The sequence below is a fragment of the Pseudomonas sp. NPDC088368 genome, assembly GCF_044753445.1.
In the GTDB taxonomy this organism is placed as follows: Bacteria; Pseudomonadota; Gammaproteobacteria; order Pseudomonadales; family Pseudomonadaceae; genus Aquipseudomonas; species Aquipseudomonas bambusae.
In genome coordinates this window covers 247,940-264,606 of sequence record NZ_JBIVNG010000005.1, presented here as the reverse complement: position 1 = coordinate 264,606, position 16,667 = coordinate 247,940, and the positions used below count along the sequence as shown (strand labels likewise).

Below are 16,667 nucleotides of genomic sequence, written 5' to 3'. Positions count from 1 at the left end.
AAGTCGTTGTTTGGTTCACCACCCAAGTGACTGAACAGACGCATTCGCCAGCAAGCCGGCTTCTACAGATAACGATTCCAGTCTATCCCTGTAGGGATCTGCGTCATCGGACAATCGGCAAACTCGTCGTCGATTTGATTTCCGACAACGCCACCGTCGAATTCACCTCCTGAATCCCCGGCACCAGTGACAGTTTCTCGAAGAAAAACCGCTCATACGCCTCGATGTCTGGCGTGACGATGCGCAGCAAGAAGTCCACCGACCCCATCAACACGTAACACTCCAACACTTCCGGAAACCCGCGAATCGCTTCGGTGAATTCCGTGAAGTTCGAGCGGCCGTGGGCGTTGAGTTTCACCTCGGCGAAAATCTGCGTGTTCAACCCGATTTTCTTGCGGTCCAGCAGCGTGACCTGGCGCCGGATCACGCCCTCGTCCTTGAGTCGCTGAATCCTGCGCCAACACGGCGATTGCGACAGTCCGACCGCTTCGGCGATCTGCGCACTTGAGAGCGACGCGTCCTCTTGAAGCAGCGCCAGAATCTTACGGTCGTAGGCATCCAGCTCGATTTGCATAATTTATTCTCATCAACGTTTGATGGCGCATTAACAAGTCGAAATAAGTTTAATACGGCCCAAGACCGACCAGATATTTCTTTTTCAGCATGTAAAACTCTCTTCCACTCGTCAGCCAACTCATTTCACAAGCGAAACAGGAGAGTTCAGCATGCCGCACCTCGAAGCCGTTCCTACCCCGCATCGTCATGACGCCTGGTCGGCCAACAACGCGCACTGCTGCTCGCGTTACCAGATTCTTGCCGAAGCCGAGCCAGACCTGATCTGCCGGGTGCTGAATTACTTCGCGATGCAGTACCTGACCCCGCAACAGGTCAGCGTTTTGCAGCAGGAAGGGATGCTGATGATCGAAGTGGAAGTGGACGGCATGACGTGGCATCGCGCGCAGGTGATTGGCGAAAAAATGCGCAATTTGATCAATGTTTGTTCAGTGGAGCTGGAACCCATCGGCGATTTTCACGTCCTATCCGAGCCCGTCTCACTGGCTGTCGGTTGAGAACGCCGAAAATATTGGCAACGCTTCACTACCTGCAGGACGCAACAACTGGCACGCTTGGGACTACTCTTGCTTACCTACGAAGTAAGCCGTCTCGTCCAAAGGAGCCCGCATGTCCGTCCTTGCCCCCTCGTCCCAGGACCGCTGGCTGGATCTCAATGAAGTTCTGCGCGATCTGGTCGCACAGGGTTATCTCGATCAGGACAATGCCGAATACGCACTGACCTTGCGCCGCACCGCGCAGAACCTGCAAACCCATCCTCTTGAATTCATCGCCGCACAGCAGTTTGAAAACCTCAAGCGCACCGGCAAAAAACTCGACCTCGAATCCCTCACCGCCTGGCTCGCCGAGCAGGCGGGTCAGCCCTACCTGCGCATTGACCCGCTGAAAATCAACGTGGCCGCCGTCACGCCGCTGATGTCCTACGCCTTCGCCCAGCGCCACAAGATTCTCGCCGTCGCCGTAGACCGGGAATGCGTGACCATCGCCAGCGCCCAGCCGTACGTGAAGGCGTGGGAAGCCGACCTGATGCATGTGCTGAAAATGCCGATCAAGCGCGTGGTCGCCAACCCGGTCGATGTGCAGAAACTGGCCGTGGAATTTTACCGGCTGGCGAAATCGGTCAGTGGGGCCAGCGCGACTGATCAAAAAGTGAGCAATCTGGGCAACTTCGAACAGTTGCTCAAGCTCGGCGCCAGCGATCAGGAGCCAGACGCCAACGATGCGCACATCGTCAATATCGTGGATTGGCTGTTCCAGTACGCCTATCAACAGCGCGCGAGCGATATTCACATCGAGCCCCGTCGCGAAGCGGGCACCGTGCGCTTTCGCATCGATGGCGTGTTGCACAACGTCTATCAATTCCCGCCACAGGTGACGATGGCGGTCACCAGCCGCCTGAAAAGTCTGGGCCGGATGAACGTTGCCGAGAAGCGCAAACCTCAGGACGGCCGCGTCAAAACCAAGACCCCCGATGGCGGCGAAGTGGAGTTGCGTCTCTCGACGCTGCCCACCGCGTTCGGCGAAAAGATGGTGATGCGGATTTTCGATCCGGAAGTGCTGCTCAAGGACTTCGACCAATTGGGCTTTTCCGGTGATGACCTGCGGCGCTGGGAAGGCATGACCCACCAGCCCAACGGCATCATTCTGGTGACCGGGCCGACGGGTTCCGGCAAGACCACCACGCTGTACACGACACTGAAAAAGCTGGCGACTTCGGAGGTGAACCTCTGCACCATCGAGGACCCGATTGAGATGGTCGAGCCTGCGTTCAACCAGATGCAGGTGCAGCACAATATCGATCTGTCCTTCGCCAGCGGTGTGCGCGCGCTGATGCGGCAAGACCCGGACATCATCATGATTGGCGAGATTCGCGACCTGGAGACCGCTGAAATGGCGATTCAGGCCGCGCTCACCGGTCACTTGGTGCTCTCGACCCTGCACACCAACGATGCGCCGAGTGCCATCAGCCGTCTGTTGGAACTGGGCGTGCCGCATTACCTGCTCAAAGCCACGATTTTGGGGGTCATGGCGCAACGTTTGGTGCGAACGCTGTGCCCGCATTGCAAAGCGCCGGTGGAAATCGACGAAGCGGACTGGCAGGCCCTGACCCGCCCGTGGCAAGCAGGCGTACCGAGCGGTGCGCATCGGGCGGTGGGGTGCGCAGAGTGTCGAGATACGGGCTACAGAGGACGGGCCGGCGTGTACGAAATCATGCTGATGTCGGACGCCGTCAAAACGCTGATCACGGCCGACCTCGACCTCACCGCGTTACGTCGGCAGGGGTTCAAGGACGGCATGCGCAGCCTGCGCCTTTCGGGCGCGCAAAAAGTCGCGGCGGGATTGACGACGATTGAAGAAGTGCTGCGCGTGACGCCGCAGAGCGAACAGCGATAGCACCGGGATGAGCGCCCCCCCTCCCTGTGGGAGCGAATTTATTCGCGAAAGGTAGAACATCTACTGCATCTCCGTCGTCTGTCCTGGCCAATCGCGAATGAATTCGCTCCTACAGAGGTTTATCTGTGCCGCCTGGTCTGAGTCAGACGCTCATTCCACTGTGGGAGCGAATTTATTCGCGAGGCGGCAGACCAGACGATAAAGCCGTATCGGTCACGCCATTTCTCGCGAATAACTCGCTCCCACAACAGGTGTTCACAGATCCTTGACCCCAAAATCCAGCACCACTTTCATTGCTTGCTGCTTGTCCCCCGCCAATTCGAACGCCTGAACCGCGTCATTGAACGGGATCGTGTGAGAAATCACCGGGTTCACATCGATCACCTTGCGGTTCAACAAATCCACCGCCTGCGCGAATTCAGGGTGAAAGCGGAAGGTGCCGCGCAGGTCGATCTCTTTACCGACCACCAGATTCAACGGGATCGACACATCGCCACCAAGCCCGACCGTCACGACGACGCCTCGGGGCCGTACGCAGGTCAGGCCGTCGCGCAAGGCCTGAGCGCTTCCGGAGGCTTCGAACATCACGTCGAAATGCCCTTTCTCGGCGGTGTAGCGCGTCAACGCTTCAGGCTCATCTTTCAGGTTGTGCGTTTCGCTGGCACCCATTCGTCGAGCGCAGGCCAAGGCGCTGTCGCTCAGGTCTGCCGCCACGATCTGCAACGCACCGGCGGCGCGCAAGCTGCCAATCAACAGATTGCCTATCGGTCCGCAGCCGGTCACCAGCACGCGCTTGCCGAACACACCGCCCGCACGCTGGATCGCGTGCAATCCTACCGACAACGGCTCGGCCAGCGCGCCCTCGGCCAGGGTCGTCGTCGGCGCCAACAGGTGCGCCTGGCTGCTGTCGATCACCAGGGTTTCGCGAAAGGCACCCTGAATATGAGGGAATGGCATCGCGCTGCCGTAAAAACGCATGTTCAGGCAGTGGTTGGGCAGCCCTTCGTGACAGTATTTGCAGCCGCCACAGGGGCGCGAAGGCGAGACCGAAACGCGCTGGCCGACACTGAAACCGCTCTGCTCGTCCCCCACTTCTTGGACGACTGCCGAGATTTCATGGCCCAGCACCATGGGCTCTTTCAGGCGCACGGCCCCAAAACCGCCGTGCTGGTAGTAATGCAGATCCGAACCGCAGATGCCGCCCCGGGCGACGCGCACGCGCAACTGACCAGAGGTCAGCGCGGGGACTTGCTCCTCAGCTTCGACGCGCAGGTCTTTCGGGGCGTGGCAGACAATGGCTTGCATGGAAGCTCTCCGAATCACAACGACGCCGTGATGGCGCCGTCGACATAAAGAATGTGGCCGTTGACGAAGCTGGAGGCCTCGGCCGCGAGGAAGACCGCAGCCCCTGCGAGTTCAGAGACTTCACCCCAGCGACGACTCGGCGTGCGCTGCACCAGCCAGTCGCTGAACTCGGGGTTCGCGACCAGCGCCGCATTGAGCTCAGTCTTGAAATACCCCGGCCCGATGCCGTTGACGTTCAGCCCGTAAGGGCCCCAATCGATCGCCATGCCCTTGGTCAGCATTTTCAGCGCGCCCTTGCTCGCGGCGTAAGGGGCGATGTTCGGGCGTCCCAGCTCACTCTGCACCGAGCAGATATTGATGATCCGTCCCCGCCCGCGAGGAATCATGCAGCGGGCGACGGCCTGCCCGACGAAAAAAGCGCTGTCTAGGTTGGTCCGCATCAGCTCGCTCCAGTTCGCTTCGCTGAATTCGGCCAATGGCGCGCGACGCTGAATGCCTGCGTTGTTGACCAGAATGTCCAGCGGGCCGACGCGCTGTTCGATGTCCTGAACCGCCGCGCTCACTGCTGTGCTGTCGGTGACGTCGAAAGACTGAGTGTGGACTTCGTGCCCCTCAGCAGCCAGCGCCGCAGCCGCCGATTGCAGCGTTTCGACGTTGCGCCCATTGAGGACGACGCGCGCGCCCGCCTCTGCCAGCCCCCGCGCAATCGCCAGGCCGATACCCGCACTGGACCCGGTGATCAGCGCCACTCTTCCATCAAGGCGAAAGCTTTCCAGAACGGCCATGGTGTTCTCCTCGTGTCAGACCGATATCGAATCATCCGTTGTGATGAGTCGCTTCAACGTCCATCATCCGTAAAAGTCGATACTTCAGCGCATCCCTCGTACCGGGTCCAATGGTCGTTGGTGATCGGCTGATCATTCTTTTTGATCACCAACGGAGTTGCCTTGGAACTCAAGCATCTACGGGCCTTTGTCACGCTGGCGGAGGAGCTGCATTTTGGTCGAGCTGCCCAGCGGCTGGCCATTGTTCAGCCCGCCTTGAGCATGCAGATCAAGTCGCTGGAGACGTGGCTGGGCGTTCGCCTGCTCGACCGCAATCGGCATTCGGTGACGCTGACCGAGACCGGACGGCTGTTCCTCGACGAAGCCCGGGCAACGCTGCATCAGGCGCAGCATTCAGCCGATGTGGCGCGCGGATTGGGGCGAGGCGAGACGGGGCGGATTCGTCTGGGGTTCGTGTCCTCGGTGCTGCCCGAGTTGCTGCCGATGCTCATTCGGCAGTCGCACCAGCGTTATCCCGGCATTCAGCTTGAACTCAAGGACATGCCGGGGCCGGAACAGGTGCACGCCCTCAAAAGCGGACAGCTCGACTTCGGCCTGATGCGCCTGCCAGCGCCCCATGCCGGTGTGCAGACGCAAGTGGTGCTGCACGAACCCATCATCGTCGCCCTGCCCGCCGATCACCCGCTGACGGCGTTGGAAAGCCTCGACGTGCAAGCCCTGGCGCATCTGCCTGTCCTGATGCTTGCCCGGCGCTACGCGGCAGGTTTTCACGACGGCCTGTTGCGGGCGATTGCTCATGAGGGCGGCAAGCTTGAGGTGGCGGAAGAGTTGGGCGAATTCACGACGATGCTCGCCCTCGTGTCCGCAGGGCTGGGCATCGGCCTGCTGCCCTATCACGCGGGACGGGCGCTGCCGCCCAACGTCGCGTCGCGACCTTTGCAGCTTGGCGATTACCGTGCCGTGACCGGGCTTGCGTGGACCTCGCTCGACACTGCCGTGAAGACCACGGTCTTCAACCTGATGCGCGAGCTATTCTTCAATGAGTCGCTTGCGTGATCCATACGCTGGCGCCATGAGCGGGGCTGTTACAAGAAATATTCGCAGAACGGATTCCGATCCCCGTACTCTTCGCCGCATTCTTCACTCAGCAATCGACAGGGACAGGTTATGCAAATCGGTAGTGTGGTTTTACTGTTCGTCGCGTTGGCCATCGCCATCGTGTTCATGGGATTCAAGGTCGTGCCGCAGGGGTATCAGTGGACCGTCGAGCGTTTCGGTCGCTACACCAACACCCTCAAACCAGGTTTGAACATCATTGTGCCGGTGGTGGATCGCATCGGGCACAAGATCAATATGATGGAAACCGTGCTCGACATCCCGCCGCAGGAAGTCATCACGTCCGACAACGCGACGGTGCAAATTGACGCGGTATGCTTCTATCAGGTCGTCAACTGCGCCCAGGCGGCGTACGAGGTCAACAACCTGCAGCATGCGATTCGCAACTTGCTGCAGACCAACATCCGTACCGTGCTCGGCTCAATGGAGTTGGACGCCATGCTCAGCCAGCGCGATGGCATCAACGAACGCCTGCTGCGCATCGTCGATGAGGCGACTGCCCCGTGGGGCATCAAAATCACACGAATCGAGATCAAGGACATCAGCCCGCCCGCCGACTTGATGGCGGCCATGTCCGGGCAGATGAAAGCCGAGCGGATCAAGCGCGCACAGATTCTTGAAGCCGAGGGCCTTCGCGCGTCGGCCATTCTGACCGCCGAGGGCAAGAAACAGGCACAGATCCTCGAAGCCGAAGGTGAGCGTCAGGCCGCGTTTCTCGAATCCGAAGCCAGGGAACGTCAGGCAGAAGCCGAGGCCCGTGCGACGCAAGTGGTGTCCGAAGCCATTGCCGCCGGAGACGTGCAAGCCATCAATTATTTCGTCGCGCAAAAATACATCGACGCGCTGGGCAGGCTGTCGTCGGCGAACAACAGCAAGGTCATCCTGATGCCTCTGGAGGCGAGCCAAATGATCGGCGCCATTGGCGGAATCGGGGAAATCGTCAAAGCGACGTTCGACAAGGGACCGCTCGACAAGAGCAGACCCGACACCGGCAAGCGGGTCTGAGCCATGTGGGAATACCTGCAAGACCTGTCGTTCTGGGACTGGCTGGGACTTGGCACGGTGCTGCTGATTCTGGAAGTCTTCGGTGCGGGCGGTTATCTGCTCTGGATCGGCGTGGCAGCGGCGGGTGTCGGCATCCTCACGTACATCATCCCGGCCATGAGCTGGGAAGTGCAGTTTCTGCTGTTCGCCGTGCTATCGGTGCTTACGGCGCTGTACTGGTGGCGGCGACAGCGTAACGTGTTGCGCAAATCTGACCAGCCAGGCCTGAACATGCGGGGCTCGGAGCTGATTGGCCGGACCTTCGTCGTGCATGACGCGATCGTCGGCGGGCGCGGCAAGATCAAGGTCGGTGACGGGGTGTGGATGGTGGTCGGGCCAGATACGCCTGCTGGGGATCATGTGCGCGTGATTGCGCAGGAAGGCGCGATTTTGAAGGTCGAAGCAGCGTGATTTGTCGAATCGAGAAGGCGCTAGAGGAGTGACTGCCACGAGGTTTTAACGGAGGTTGTGGAACTAGATCAGGACGCGGCGTATCAAATCGTTTCAGAACAACCAAAGTCGGAGTACCCCCGTCATGCGTCTAAAACTTGCTGTAGCCACGTTAGCTTTGCTTTCCCTGCCGGTCGGTTCAGCAATGGCTGACGGTTTCCTGCGCGACGTTCTGTCGTCTGGCGCCACCACCGGTTCGACCTACCTGACCTTCCGGCATCACAAACTGATCGTCGCAGCGCAGGACGATGCAGGCAGCTTCGTCGCCAGCAACGGCGCCATTCGTGGCCCGTATCTGGAAGCGGCGCTGAATCAGGTGCGTCAGGACAATCCGAGCCTGAATGCGTCGGACATGGATCTGGCCAACGCGATTCTGGCTAAGAATCTGGTGGCTGAGCAGTAAGACACAACGTAGGAGCGCGCTTGCCCGCGATAGCGGTGTGTCAGACACCAAGTGGTCACCGACACATTGTTATCGCGGGCAATCGCGCTCCTACTCGTTGATCACCGGCGACTTATTCGCCGATGGCAGCCTTGTAACCCGCAGCGTCCAGCAGTTTGGCCAGATCGCCGTCGGCATTGCTCGGTTTTACCTTGAAGATCCACGAGTCATAAGGCGTTTCGTTCAGCGACTCAGGCTTGTCGCCCAGTGCCTCATTCACTTCAACCACCTCACCAGCAACCGGCGAGTAGATGTCGGAGGCAGCTTTCACGGACTCGACCACGCCAGCCGCGTCGCCAGCCGCGGCGAACACTTTGCCGATTTCCGGCAACTCGACGAATACCACGTCACCCAGCGCTTCCTGCGCATGATCGGAGATGCCGACAACAATCAGGTCGCCCTCTTGCTTGGCCCATTCGTGGCTTTCGGCAAAACGCAGCTCGGCGGGAACGTTGCTCATAGTCTTTGTCCTCTCTACATCATCAGGTCAGCGGAAAGCCCGCTAAAGGGAATTGTTCTTGAAAACCGGGTTTAAACCAGGGTCTTGCCGTGTCGCACAAAAGTCGGCTGAACCACGCGAACCGGGTACCACTTGCCGCGAATTTCCACCTCGGCGCGGTCACCTGTCGCAACCGGCACACGTGCCAAGGCAATCGACTTGCTTAGCGTAGGAGAGAAACTACCACTGGTGATCTCTCCTTCGCCAACTTCCGCTATTCGGACGACCTGATGTGCGCGCAAAACACCACGCTCCTCAAGGACAAGGCCTACAAGCTTTGAGGCAGCCCCTTTCGCTCGTTCAGCCTCCAACGCGGCGCGTCCGATGAAATCGCGATCCTCTGGGGTCCATGCGACTGTCCAGGCCATATTGGAGATTAACGGTGAGACCTGTTCGTCGATTTCCTGACCGTAGAGATTCATCCCCGCTTCGAGACGCAGCGTGTCACGAGCGCCCAGACCAATTGGCGGAATGCCTGCGCCCACCATGTCATTGAAAAAGCTGCAAGCTTGGTCGCTCGGCAGGATGATTTCCAACCCGTCTTCACCGGTGTAACCGGTGCGCGCGATGAACCAGTCACCCTCCTGCTGGCCTTCGAACGGACGCAAGGTGTGGATCAGCTCAGTGCGGGCTTGTGTGACGAGTTCGGCGATTTTCTGTCGGGCGTGCGGCCCCTGAATGGCCAGCATGGCCAACTCGGAACGGTGCGTCAGGTGCACGTCGAAACCGGAAAGGTGGGCGTTCATCCAGGCCAGGTCCTTGGCGCCGGTGGCTGCGTTGACCACCAATCGATAACCCGAGTCGGTGAGGTAGACGATCATGTCGTCGACGATCCCACCCTGGGTGTCGAGCATCGCGCCGTAGAGCGCGCGCCCGGTGTGCTGCAACCTGCCGACGTCATTGGCCAGCAGGTATTGCAGCCAGTCCTTGGCCTGGCTGCCGGTGATGTCGATGACGTGCATATGCGACACGTCGAAAATCCCACAGTCGCGGCGCACCTGATGGTGCTCTTCGACTTGTGATCCGTAGTGCAACGGCATATCCCAACCACCAAAATCGACCAGCTTCGCGCCGAGGGCGAGATGCAGGTCGAAGAGCGGTGTGCGCTGTCCCATGGGTGTCTCCTTCCGGGCTTGGCGAAGACGGGGCCTCTCACAATTACCGCAAATCCCCCGTAATTTGGGGTCTGAAGCCTTTGCGAATGTGCGGAATTGTCTGACAGACCGCGTCGATTGCGGCGCATTGTAGCCGCAAGGTCGTGCCCCCGCACCTAGCCGATGGGTCTGGCAGAACGTCTGATCAGGCCAATCACCGGGAGTAAACCGACAAGGACCAATGTCAGCGCCGGTAAAGCCGCTCGCGCCCACTCGCCTTCGCTGGTCATTTCAAAGATGCGCACCGCCAGCGTGTCCCAGCCAAACGGGCGCATCAGCAACGTGGCGGGCATTTCCTTAAGGACGTCGACGAACACCAGCAATGCGGCGCTCAAGGTGCCGGGAATCAACAACGGCAGATAAATCTTGAAAAACAAACGTGGCCCACTGACACCTAAGCTGCGGGCCGCCTCGGGGAGCGACGGGCGAATCCGCAACAGGCTGTTTTCCAGGGGGCCGTACGCCACGGCAATGAAGCGCACCAGGTATGCCAGCACCAATGCTGCCAGGCTGCCGAGCAACAGTGGCTTGCCCGCGCCCCCCAGCCAGCTGGACAGCGGCACCACCAGCTCACGGTCCAGATAGCTGAACGCCAGCATGATCGACACCGCCAGCACGGAACCCGGCAGCGCATAGCCGATGTTGGCCAGGCTGACACCCGAACGAATCGCACGGGTCGGCGCCAGTCGGCGAGCGAATACCAGAACCATTGCCACGCTGACCGTCACCAGCGCCGCGATACCGCCGAGATACAGCGTGTGCAGGATCAGCCCGGTGTAACGCTCGTCCAGATCAAAACGCCCGCGCTGCCAGACCCACACGATCAATTGCAACAGCGGCACCACAAACGCGCAGGCAAACACCAGCCCACACCAAGTGGATGCCGCAACCGCCTTGAGGCCGTGCAAGTGATAGAGGGCTTGGACTCGGGGCCGCTCGTTGCTGGTGCGACTGGCGCCCCGCGCACGATGCTCGCCGTACAACAGCAGCATCACCGCCAGCAGCAGAAGACTCGCAAGCTGAGCTGCACTCGACAGGCTGAAGAACCCATACCAGGTCTTGTAAATGGCGGTGGTGAAGGTGTCGAAATTGAAAACGGAAACCGCACCGAAATCTGCGAGGGTTTCCATCAGGGCTAACGCGACGCCCGCGCCGATTGCCGGTCGTGCCATCGGTAGCGCCACGCGCCAGAACGCCTGCCAGGGAGACTGCCCGAGAATCCGCGCCGCCTCCATCAAACCCTTGCCCTGCGCGAGAAATGCTGTGCGCGCCAGCAAATAAACGTAGGGATAGAAGACCAGGACCAGCACGACGATCACCCCGCCCGTGGAGCGTACGCGAGGGAAGCGGACGCCGGTGCCAAACCATTCGCGCATCAGCGTTTGCACCGGACCTGCGAAGTCGAGCAGGCCGACGAACACAAAGGCCAATACATAGGCAGGGATGGCAAACGGCAGCATCAAGGCCCAGTCGAGCCAGCGACGGCCGGGGAATTCACACAGGGCCGTAAGCCACGCCAGACTAACGCCCAAAATCGTCACGCCCACGCCCACACAGATCACCAGCGTGAGGGTGTTGCCAAGCAGGCGCGGCATCTGGGTTTCCCACAGGTGCGACCAGATTTCATGATCCACGGTCTCCCAGGAGAGCAGCAAAACGCTCAGCGGCAGAAGGACGAGCGCAGCGATGGCAAAAACGAGGGGATACCAGCGGCGCTGGGCGGGATGGGCCAAAGGGGGTCTCAGAAAGTCTGTGAGTCGTAGAGAATCACTGTGGGAGCGAATTCATTCGCGATGCGGCGCCAAGGCGCATACACCTCCATCGCCTGACGCATATTTCGCGAATGACTTCGCTCCCACAGAAACGTGTGTTGCCCTCGGAGTCGATGATCAATCAGATACCGATGCGGCGCAGAATCAATTCCAACCCGCACGATCCATCATGCGGATCGCCTCGGCCTGGCGGCGTCCGGCAATTTCCACAGGAATGGTGTCGGCCTTGAACTCGCCCCAGCTCGCCACTTCTTCCGACGGTGCCACTTTCGGGTTTGCGGGGAATTCCTGGTTGATGCCCGAGAAAATCTTTTGCGCGTCAGGCCCGGTCATCCACTCCACCAACGCTTTCGCAGCCTCGGGGTGTGGCGCGTATTTAGTCAGGCCGATGCCCGACAGATTGACGTGAACGCCACGGTCCGTTTGGTTGGGCCAGAACAGGCGCACGGCCAGATCCGGGTTTTGCTTGTGCAGGCGGCCGTAGTAATAGGTGTTGACGATCCCCACATCGCATTGCCCAGCGTTGATCGCTTCCAATACGGCGATGTCATCCGAAAACACGTCGGTGGAAAGGTTGTTGACCCAGCCCTTGAGCACTTTTTCTGAAGCCTCGGCGCCGTGGGTTTCGATCAGCGTGGCGGTCAGCGACTGGTTGTAAACCTTCTTCGCGGTCCGCAGGCACAGGCGGCCTTCCCACTGTTTGTCAGCCAACGACTCGTAGGTGGTCAGCTCCGCTGGCTTAACCCGGTCGGTCGAATACGCGATAGTCCGCGCGCGCAGGCTCAAGCCGGTCCAGGCGTGACTGGCAGCGCGGTATTGCGGGGGAATGTTTTCGTCGATCACCGGCGAGGTGAAGGGCTGGAGAATGCCCATCTGTTCGGCCTGCCAGAGGTTGCCGGCATCGACCGTGAGCAGCAGGTCCGCCGTCGCGTTCTGCCCCTCGGCCTTGATGCGCTGCATCAGAGGCGCTTCCTTGTCGGTGATGAACTTGACCTGCACACCGGTTTTGGCGGTGTAGGCATCGAAGACCGGTTTGATCAGCTCGTCGATTCGGGAGGAATACACCACCACTTCATCAGCGGCCTGGGCGGTGCTGCCGAGCACGGACAATGCCAGGACAGCCAGAAGACGCTTGCTCGCCTGCATGCTGAAATCTCACGTTTTCAAAATGAGGCCAAATGGTAGTAAATCGCATCCGCGAAGTCCGGATCGAGCAGTTACCAGATGTTGCAGCGTGAAAAGAGGCGGGATCAGATCTTCGCCAGCTCCGGCAAATCGCCGGTCAGCCCCAATGCTTGGCGAACGAACATCGCCTTGGCTTCAGATGACTGATCGACCATCTTCAAACCGGTATTGCGCAACCAACGCACCGGCAACGGATCAGCCTGAAACAGACGCTCAAAGCCCTCCATCGCGGCCATCAGCGCCAGGTTATGAGGCATGCGACGGCGCTCAAAGCGACTCAACACCTTTTGGTCCGCCAGACGCTCGCCGCGCTCTACGGCGTTGTGAAGCACTTCGGCCAGCACGGCCGCATCGAGGAACCCCAGGTTTACGCCCTGGCCTGCCAATGGGTGAATGGTGTGCGCCGCATCGCCAATCAACGCCAGCCCGCCCGCCACGTACCGCTTGGCATGACGCTGACGCAACGGGACACACAAACGCGGATCGGCTGAAATAACTTGACCCAAACAGCCTTCGAACGCCTTCTCCAGCTCGCGACAGAACGCGTCATCTTCCAGCCTCATCAAGCGCTCGGACTCTTCGGGCGTGACCGACCAGACGATGGAGCACCAATGCTCGCCTTCACGCTCAAGCGGCAAGAACGCGAGAGGGCCTTCGTCGGTGAAACGCTGCCACGCCGTCCTTTGGTGGGATTGTGCCGTGCGCACGCTGGTGACAATGGCGTGATGCAGGTAGTCCCATTCGCGGGTGGCCATGCCGGTCATGCGTCGAACCGTGGAGTTGGCGCCGTCGGCAGCGACCACCAGTGGCGCACGCAGGGTGCGGCCATCGGACAGGGTCAGCAGCCAGTCATCCCCGGAATGCCGGATCTGCTCCAGGCGCGCATTGGCCAGCAGGCCAATGTCGGAATCGTGCAAACGCTCGACCAACGCATCCTGAACCACACGGTTTTCGACGATATGACCCAGCACCTGCGCGTGCACGCTGGATGCGGAAAAGTGCACCTTGCCCGTGCCGCTGCCGTCCCACACGTGCATGTCGCTGTAAGGGCTGACGCGCCGCGAGACCATGCCTTCCCAGACGTTCAGACGCTCAAGAATCCGCTGGCTCGCTGCCGACAACGCGCTCACACGCGGCTCGAAGGGCGTGCTCGCGTCGAACGGCTTGACGCTCAACGGGCTGCCATCGACCACCAGAATGTTCAACCCGCTGTTTTGCAGCGCCAGCGCGAGTGCGCTACCGACCATTCCGGCCCCGACAATCAGCAGATCTGCGCGCGTTTCCATGCTTTGAATCGTCTCGTTGGTGGCTGGCGCCACGGAATGAAGTGCGGCATTAGCCACGAATAAAAGAAGGGGTCAAACATCGGCCCGCGTTCCCAGCCCCATGGCCTGACGAGCAAACCAGCTTTTGGCCGACGGCAGCAGGTCGAGACCGAGCAGGCCGATATTGCGCCCTGCCGTGATCGCCGCCTGCTGGCTACCGAACAGGCGCGTGACCTGATCGGAAAAGCCCACGGTCAGTTTCTGGTCCAGAAATTGGCGGTCGCGGTAGGCCTGCAAGGTCGCCAGATCCCCCGGCGTCGCATCGCTGGCGAGCAGCGCTTCGGCCAACGACGCGGCATCGCGCAGGGACAGGTTGAAGCCCTGGCCGGCAATCGGGTGGAGGCTGTGCGCGGCGTTGCCCAACACCACCAGATGCGAGCGCACTTGCTCTTCCGCTTCGATCAATGACAGCGGGTAAGTGTGGCGTACGCCGACCTGCTTCAGCGCGCCGAGTCGGTAACCGAACACGCTCTGTAATTCGCTGAGGAAACTGCGGTCGTCCAATCCCATCAGCCGTTTGATTTCGTCCGGCTTGCGGGTCCAGACCAGCGCGCAGCGATTTTCCGGCAACGGAAGCAGCGCCATCGGGCCTTCTTCGGTGAAGCGCTCGAACGCCTGTCCGCAATGGGCCTCGCCGGGCGTGATGTTGGCGATCAACGCGCTTTGGTCATAAGGCGTCGCGCGCACGCCGATGCCGAGCTGTTCGCGCAGATTGGACCGGCCACCGTCGGCAAGAATCGCCAAATCGCAGTCCAGCTGGGTGTCGTCGTTCAGGGTCAGGCGATAGCCTTCGGGCTGCGCCTGCATCTGTTTGACTTCAGCAGGCACGCGCCAGGTGATCACGTCTTTATCAAGACCCTGCCAGAGGCATTGGCCGAGCCAGGCGTTTTCCACCACATAGCCCAGCGCGGGTACGCCTTCCTGCATCGAGGACAGTCGCGCGGCGCCAAAACGGCCTTTGTCGGACACCTGAATCTGCAGGATCGGCTCGGCGCGGCGGCTGATCTGCTGCCACAGGCCCAGGCGTTCATAAATTTGCCGAGCGCCGAAGGACAGCGCCGATGAGCGCGCGTCGTAACTCGGTTGATAGGTATCGCCCGGCGCGAAGGGTTCGATCATGACGATCTTCCAGCCCCGCGCCTTGGCACCCGCCTGCAACGCCAGCGCCAGACTCGCGCCGACCAGCCCGCCACCCACAATCGCCAGATTGAAACGGCTCATGCAGCTTCGGTTCGCGCAGCGGCCATCAGGGCCTCGATGTCAGCCACCGTCTTGGGCACGCCACCGGTGAGGATTTCACAGCCTTTTTTGGTCACCACGACATCGTCCTCGATTCGTACCCCAATCCCGCGCCATTTTTTCGCGACGTTCTGATTGTCCGGCGATACGTAAATGCCGGGCTCAACGGTCAGCGCCATGCCGACTTCCAACACACGCCATTCGCCGCCGACCTTGTATTCGCCGACGTCATGCACGTCCATGCCCAGCCAGTGCCCGGCGCGGTGCATATAAAAAGCTTTGTACGCCTCGCTGGCGATCAGTTCACTGACCTCGCCTTGCAACAGGCCCAGTTCGACCAGCCCGGCAGTGATCACGTGCACCGTGGCCTCATGGGCCTGGTTCCAATGATTGCCCGGCTTGATCGCTGCGAACGCCGCTTCCTGGGATTTGAGCACCAGTTCGTAGATCGCTTTCTGCTCTGCTGAAAACTTCCCGCTGACTGGAAACGTCCGCGTGATGTCGCTGGCGTAACAGTCGATCTCGCAGCCCGCGTCGATCAACACCAGATCGCCGTCCTTCAATGGCGCGTCGTTTTCCTGGTAGTGAAGAATGCAGCCGTTGCGGCCCGACGCGACGATGGAGCCGTAGGCCGGCATCTTTGCCCCGCCCTTGCGAAATTCGTAATCCAGCTCGGCTTCGAGGCTGAACTCGTACAGACCGGCACGACTGGCCTGCATGGCCCGAACGTGGGCGCGAGCAGAAATTTGCGCCGCTTCGCGCATCACCTTCACTTCCGCTGCCGATTTATACAGGCGCATGTCGTGGAGCAGGTGATCCAGCGCAACGAATTCTTTCGGCGGCTGCGCGCCCAAGTGCGCCTTCGAGCGGATCACGTTGATCCACTCCATGACATGGCGATCGAACTCGGGGTTGCTGCCCATCGAGGAATACACCCGGTCGCGCCCTTCAATCAGGCCCGGAAGGATGTCGTCGATGTCCGTGATGGGGAATGCGTCGTCGGCCCCGTACTCGCTGATCGCGCCGTCCTGTCCGGCACGCAAGCCATCCCACAGTTCTCGCTCGGCATTGCGCTCACGGCAGAACAGCACGTACTCGCCATATTCCCGACCGGGGATCAGCACGATCACCGCTTCCGGCTCGGGGAAGCCGCTCAGGTATTGGAAGTCGCTGTCCTGGCGGTACACATGTTCGACATCACGATTTCGAATGGCCACAGCGGCTGCCGGGAGAATGGCGATGCTGTTGGGTTCCATCTGCGCCATCAAGGCTTTGCGGCGACGGGCGTATTCGGCTTTCGGGATATGGATCATGGGCAAGTGCGGTCCTCCGGGTGGGCGCTCCGGTCATCAGCGCACGCAGGCCAATGACCGAACGACAACGA

General features: G+C 60.5%; 16 protein-coding genes. 6 read left to right on the top strand and 10 right to left on the bottom strand.

Annotation, left to right across the window (positions count from 1 at the left end; translation table 11 throughout):
* Positions 1–103: 103 nt before the first annotated feature.
* Positions 104–574: an Lrp/AsnC family transcriptional regulator gene (locus tag ACIQAL_RS12755; RefSeq protein ID WP_341960706.1), complete on the bottom strand. Its 471-nt coding sequence runs from the start codon at positions 572–574 to the stop codon at positions 104–106.
* 151 nt (positions 575–725) lie between these two features.
* Here ACIQAL_RS12755 and ACIQAL_RS12750 point away from each other — a divergent pair, with 151 nt between their 5' ends.
* Both ACIQAL_RS12750 and ACIQAL_RS12745 read left to right on the top strand, forming a co-directional pair.
* Positions 726–1,070, top strand: a complete 345-nt coding sequence (locus tag ACIQAL_RS12750) for a hypothetical protein (protein ID WP_401145763.1) — start codon at positions 726–728, stop codon at positions 1,068–1,070.
* Positions 1,071–1,182: 112 nt separating this feature from the next.
* On the top strand, positions 1,183–2,967 hold the full coding sequence (locus ACIQAL_RS12745) for a GspE/PulE family protein (RefSeq protein WP_401145762.1): 1,785 nt from the start codon (positions 1,183–1,185) through the stop codon (positions 2,965–2,967).
* Between the two features lie 255 nt (positions 2,968–3,222).
* Here the strand turns inward: ACIQAL_RS12745 and ACIQAL_RS12740 are convergent, their stop codons facing one another.
* Positions 3,223–4,272 (bottom strand): L-idonate 5-dehydrogenase, encoded by a 1,050-nt coding sequence (locus ACIQAL_RS12740; RefSeq protein WP_401145760.1) that lies wholly within the window; start codon positions 4,270–4,272, stop codon positions 3,223–3,225.
* Positions 4,273–4,286: 14 nt separating this feature from the next.
* Positions 4,287–5,057 (bottom strand): glucose 1-dehydrogenase, encoded by a 771-nt coding sequence (locus ACIQAL_RS12735; protein ID WP_401145757.1) that lies wholly within the window; start codon positions 5,055–5,057, stop codon positions 4,287–4,289.
* Between the two features lie 162 nt (positions 5,058–5,219).
* Here ACIQAL_RS12735 and ACIQAL_RS12730 point away from each other — a divergent pair, with 162 nt between their 5' ends.
* From ACIQAL_RS12730 to ACIQAL_RS12715, 4 genes are all read left to right on the top strand, one after another.
* Complete coding sequence (locus ACIQAL_RS12730) at positions 5,220–6,113, top strand: LysR substrate-binding domain-containing protein (protein ID WP_401145755.1); 894 nt, start codon at positions 5,220–5,222, stop codon at positions 6,111–6,113.
* A gap of 111 nt (positions 6,114–6,224) precedes the next feature.
* Complete coding sequence (locus ACIQAL_RS12725) at positions 6,225–7,178, top strand: SPFH domain-containing protein (protein ID WP_166594151.1); 954 nt, start codon at positions 6,225–6,227, stop codon at positions 7,176–7,178.
* Positions 7,179–7,181: 3 nt separating this feature from the next.
* On the top strand, positions 7,182–7,628 hold the full coding sequence (locus ACIQAL_RS12720) for an NfeD family protein (RefSeq protein ID WP_401145752.1): 447 nt from the start codon (positions 7,182–7,184) through the stop codon (positions 7,626–7,628).
* Positions 7,629–7,752: 124 nt separating this feature from the next.
* The gene (locus ACIQAL_RS12715; protein ID WP_166594149.1) at positions 7,753–8,070 is read left to right on the top strand and encodes a DUF2388 domain-containing protein; all 318 of its coding nucleotides are present in this window, start codon (positions 7,753–7,755) and stop codon (positions 8,068–8,070) included.
* 112 nt (positions 8,071–8,182) lie between these two features.
* Here ACIQAL_RS12715 and gcvH read toward each other — a convergent pair whose 3' ends face one another.
* From gcvH to pepP, 7 genes are all read right to left on the bottom strand, one after another.
* Entirely contained in the window at positions 8,183–8,569 is a 387-nt protein-coding gene (gene gcvH / locus ACIQAL_RS12710) for a glycine cleavage system protein GcvH (protein ID WP_401145749.1), read from the bottom strand.
* A gap of 71 nt (positions 8,570–8,640) precedes the next feature.
* Positions 8,641–9,723: a glycine cleavage system aminomethyltransferase GcvT gene (gcvT, locus tag ACIQAL_RS12705; RefSeq protein ID WP_401145746.1), complete on the bottom strand. Its 1,083-nt coding sequence runs from the start codon at positions 9,721–9,723 to the stop codon at positions 8,641–8,643.
* Positions 9,724–9,878: 155 nt separating this feature from the next.
* A complete protein-coding gene (locus ACIQAL_RS12700) occupies positions 9,879–11,495 on the bottom strand; it encodes an ABC transporter permease (protein WP_401145745.1) in 1,617 nt (538 codons plus the stop codon).
* A 183-nt stretch (positions 11,496–11,678) separates the two neighbouring features.
* Positions 11,679–12,680: an extracellular solute-binding protein gene (locus tag ACIQAL_RS12695; protein WP_401145744.1), complete on the bottom strand. Its 1,002-nt coding sequence runs from the start codon at positions 12,678–12,680 to the stop codon at positions 11,679–11,681.
* Positions 12,681–12,784: 104 nt separating this feature from the next.
* Entirely contained in the window at positions 12,785–14,005 is a 1,221-nt protein-coding gene (locus ACIQAL_RS12690) for a 2-octaprenyl-3-methyl-6-methoxy-1,4-benzoquinol hydroxylase (RefSeq protein WP_401145741.1), read from the bottom strand.
* Between the two features lie 72 nt (positions 14,006–14,077).
* Positions 14,078–15,265 carry a 2-octaprenyl-6-methoxyphenyl hydroxylase gene (gene ubiH, locus ACIQAL_RS12685; protein ID WP_401145739.1) on the bottom strand — a complete coding sequence of 396 codons (1,188 nt, stop codon included), beginning with the start codon at positions 15,263–15,265 and terminating at the stop codon, positions 14,078–14,080.
* A complete protein-coding gene (gene pepP / locus ACIQAL_RS12680; protein ID WP_341960723.1) occupies positions 15,262–16,596 on the bottom strand; it encodes a Xaa-Pro aminopeptidase in 1,335 nt (444 codons plus the stop codon). The genes ubiH and pepP overlap by 4 nt, the downstream gene beginning before the upstream one ends.
* Between the last annotated feature and the right edge of the window lie 71 nt (positions 16,597–16,667).

What these genes read in the sequence shown, in the direction of transcription:
- ACIQAL_RS12755 (WP_341960706.1), bottom strand. Translation starts at nt 574, where the DNA reads ATGCAAATCGAGCTGGATGCCTACGACCGTAAGATTCTGGCGCTGCTT.
- ACIQAL_RS12750 (WP_401145763.1), top strand. Translation starts at nt 726, where the DNA reads ATGCCGCACCTCGAAGCCGTTCCTACCCCGCATCGTCATGACGCCTGG.
- ACIQAL_RS12745 (WP_401145762.1), top strand. Translation starts at nt 1,183, where the DNA reads ATGTCCGTCCTTGCCCCCTCGTCCCAGGACCGCTGGCTGGATCTCAAT.
- ACIQAL_RS12740 (WP_401145760.1), bottom strand. Translation starts at nt 4,272, where the DNA reads ATGCAAGCCATTGTCTGCCACGCCCCGAAAGACCTGCGCGTCGAAGCT.
- ACIQAL_RS12735 (WP_401145757.1), bottom strand. Translation starts at nt 5,057, where the DNA reads ATGGCCGTTCTGGAAAGCTTTCGCCTTGATGGAAGAGTGGCGCTGATC.
- ACIQAL_RS12725 (WP_166594151.1), top strand. Translation starts at nt 6,225, where the DNA reads ATGCAAATCGGTAGTGTGGTTTTACTGTTCGTCGCGTTGGCCATCGCC.
- ACIQAL_RS12720 (WP_401145752.1), top strand. Translation starts at nt 7,182, where the DNA reads ATGTGGGAATACCTGCAAGACCTGTCGTTCTGGGACTGGCTGGGACTT.
- ACIQAL_RS12715 (WP_166594149.1), top strand. Translation starts at nt 7,753, where the DNA reads ATGCGTCTAAAACTTGCTGTAGCCACGTTAGCTTTGCTTTCCCTGCCG.
- gcvH (WP_401145749.1), bottom strand. Translation starts at nt 8,569, where the DNA reads ATGAGCAACGTTCCCGCCGAGCTGCGTTTTGCCGAAAGCCACGAATGG.
- gcvT (WP_401145746.1), bottom strand. Translation starts at nt 9,723, where the DNA reads ATGGGACAGCGCACACCGCTCTTCGACCTGCATCTCGCCCTCGGCGCG.
- ACIQAL_RS12695 (WP_401145744.1), bottom strand. Translation starts at nt 12,680, where the DNA reads ATGCAGGCGAGCAAGCGTCTTCTGGCTGTCCTGGCATTGTCCGTGCTC.
- ACIQAL_RS12690 (WP_401145741.1), bottom strand. Translation starts at nt 14,005, where the DNA reads ATGGAAACGCGCGCAGATCTGCTGATTGTCGGGGCCGGAATGGTCGGT.
- ubiH (WP_401145739.1), bottom strand. Translation starts at nt 15,265, where the DNA reads ATGAGCCGTTTCAATCTGGCGATTGTGGGTGGCGGGCTGGTCGGCGCG.
- pepP (WP_341960723.1), bottom strand. Translation starts at nt 16,596, where the DNA reads ATGATCCATATCCCGAAAGCCGAATACGCCCGTCGCCGCAAAGCCTTG.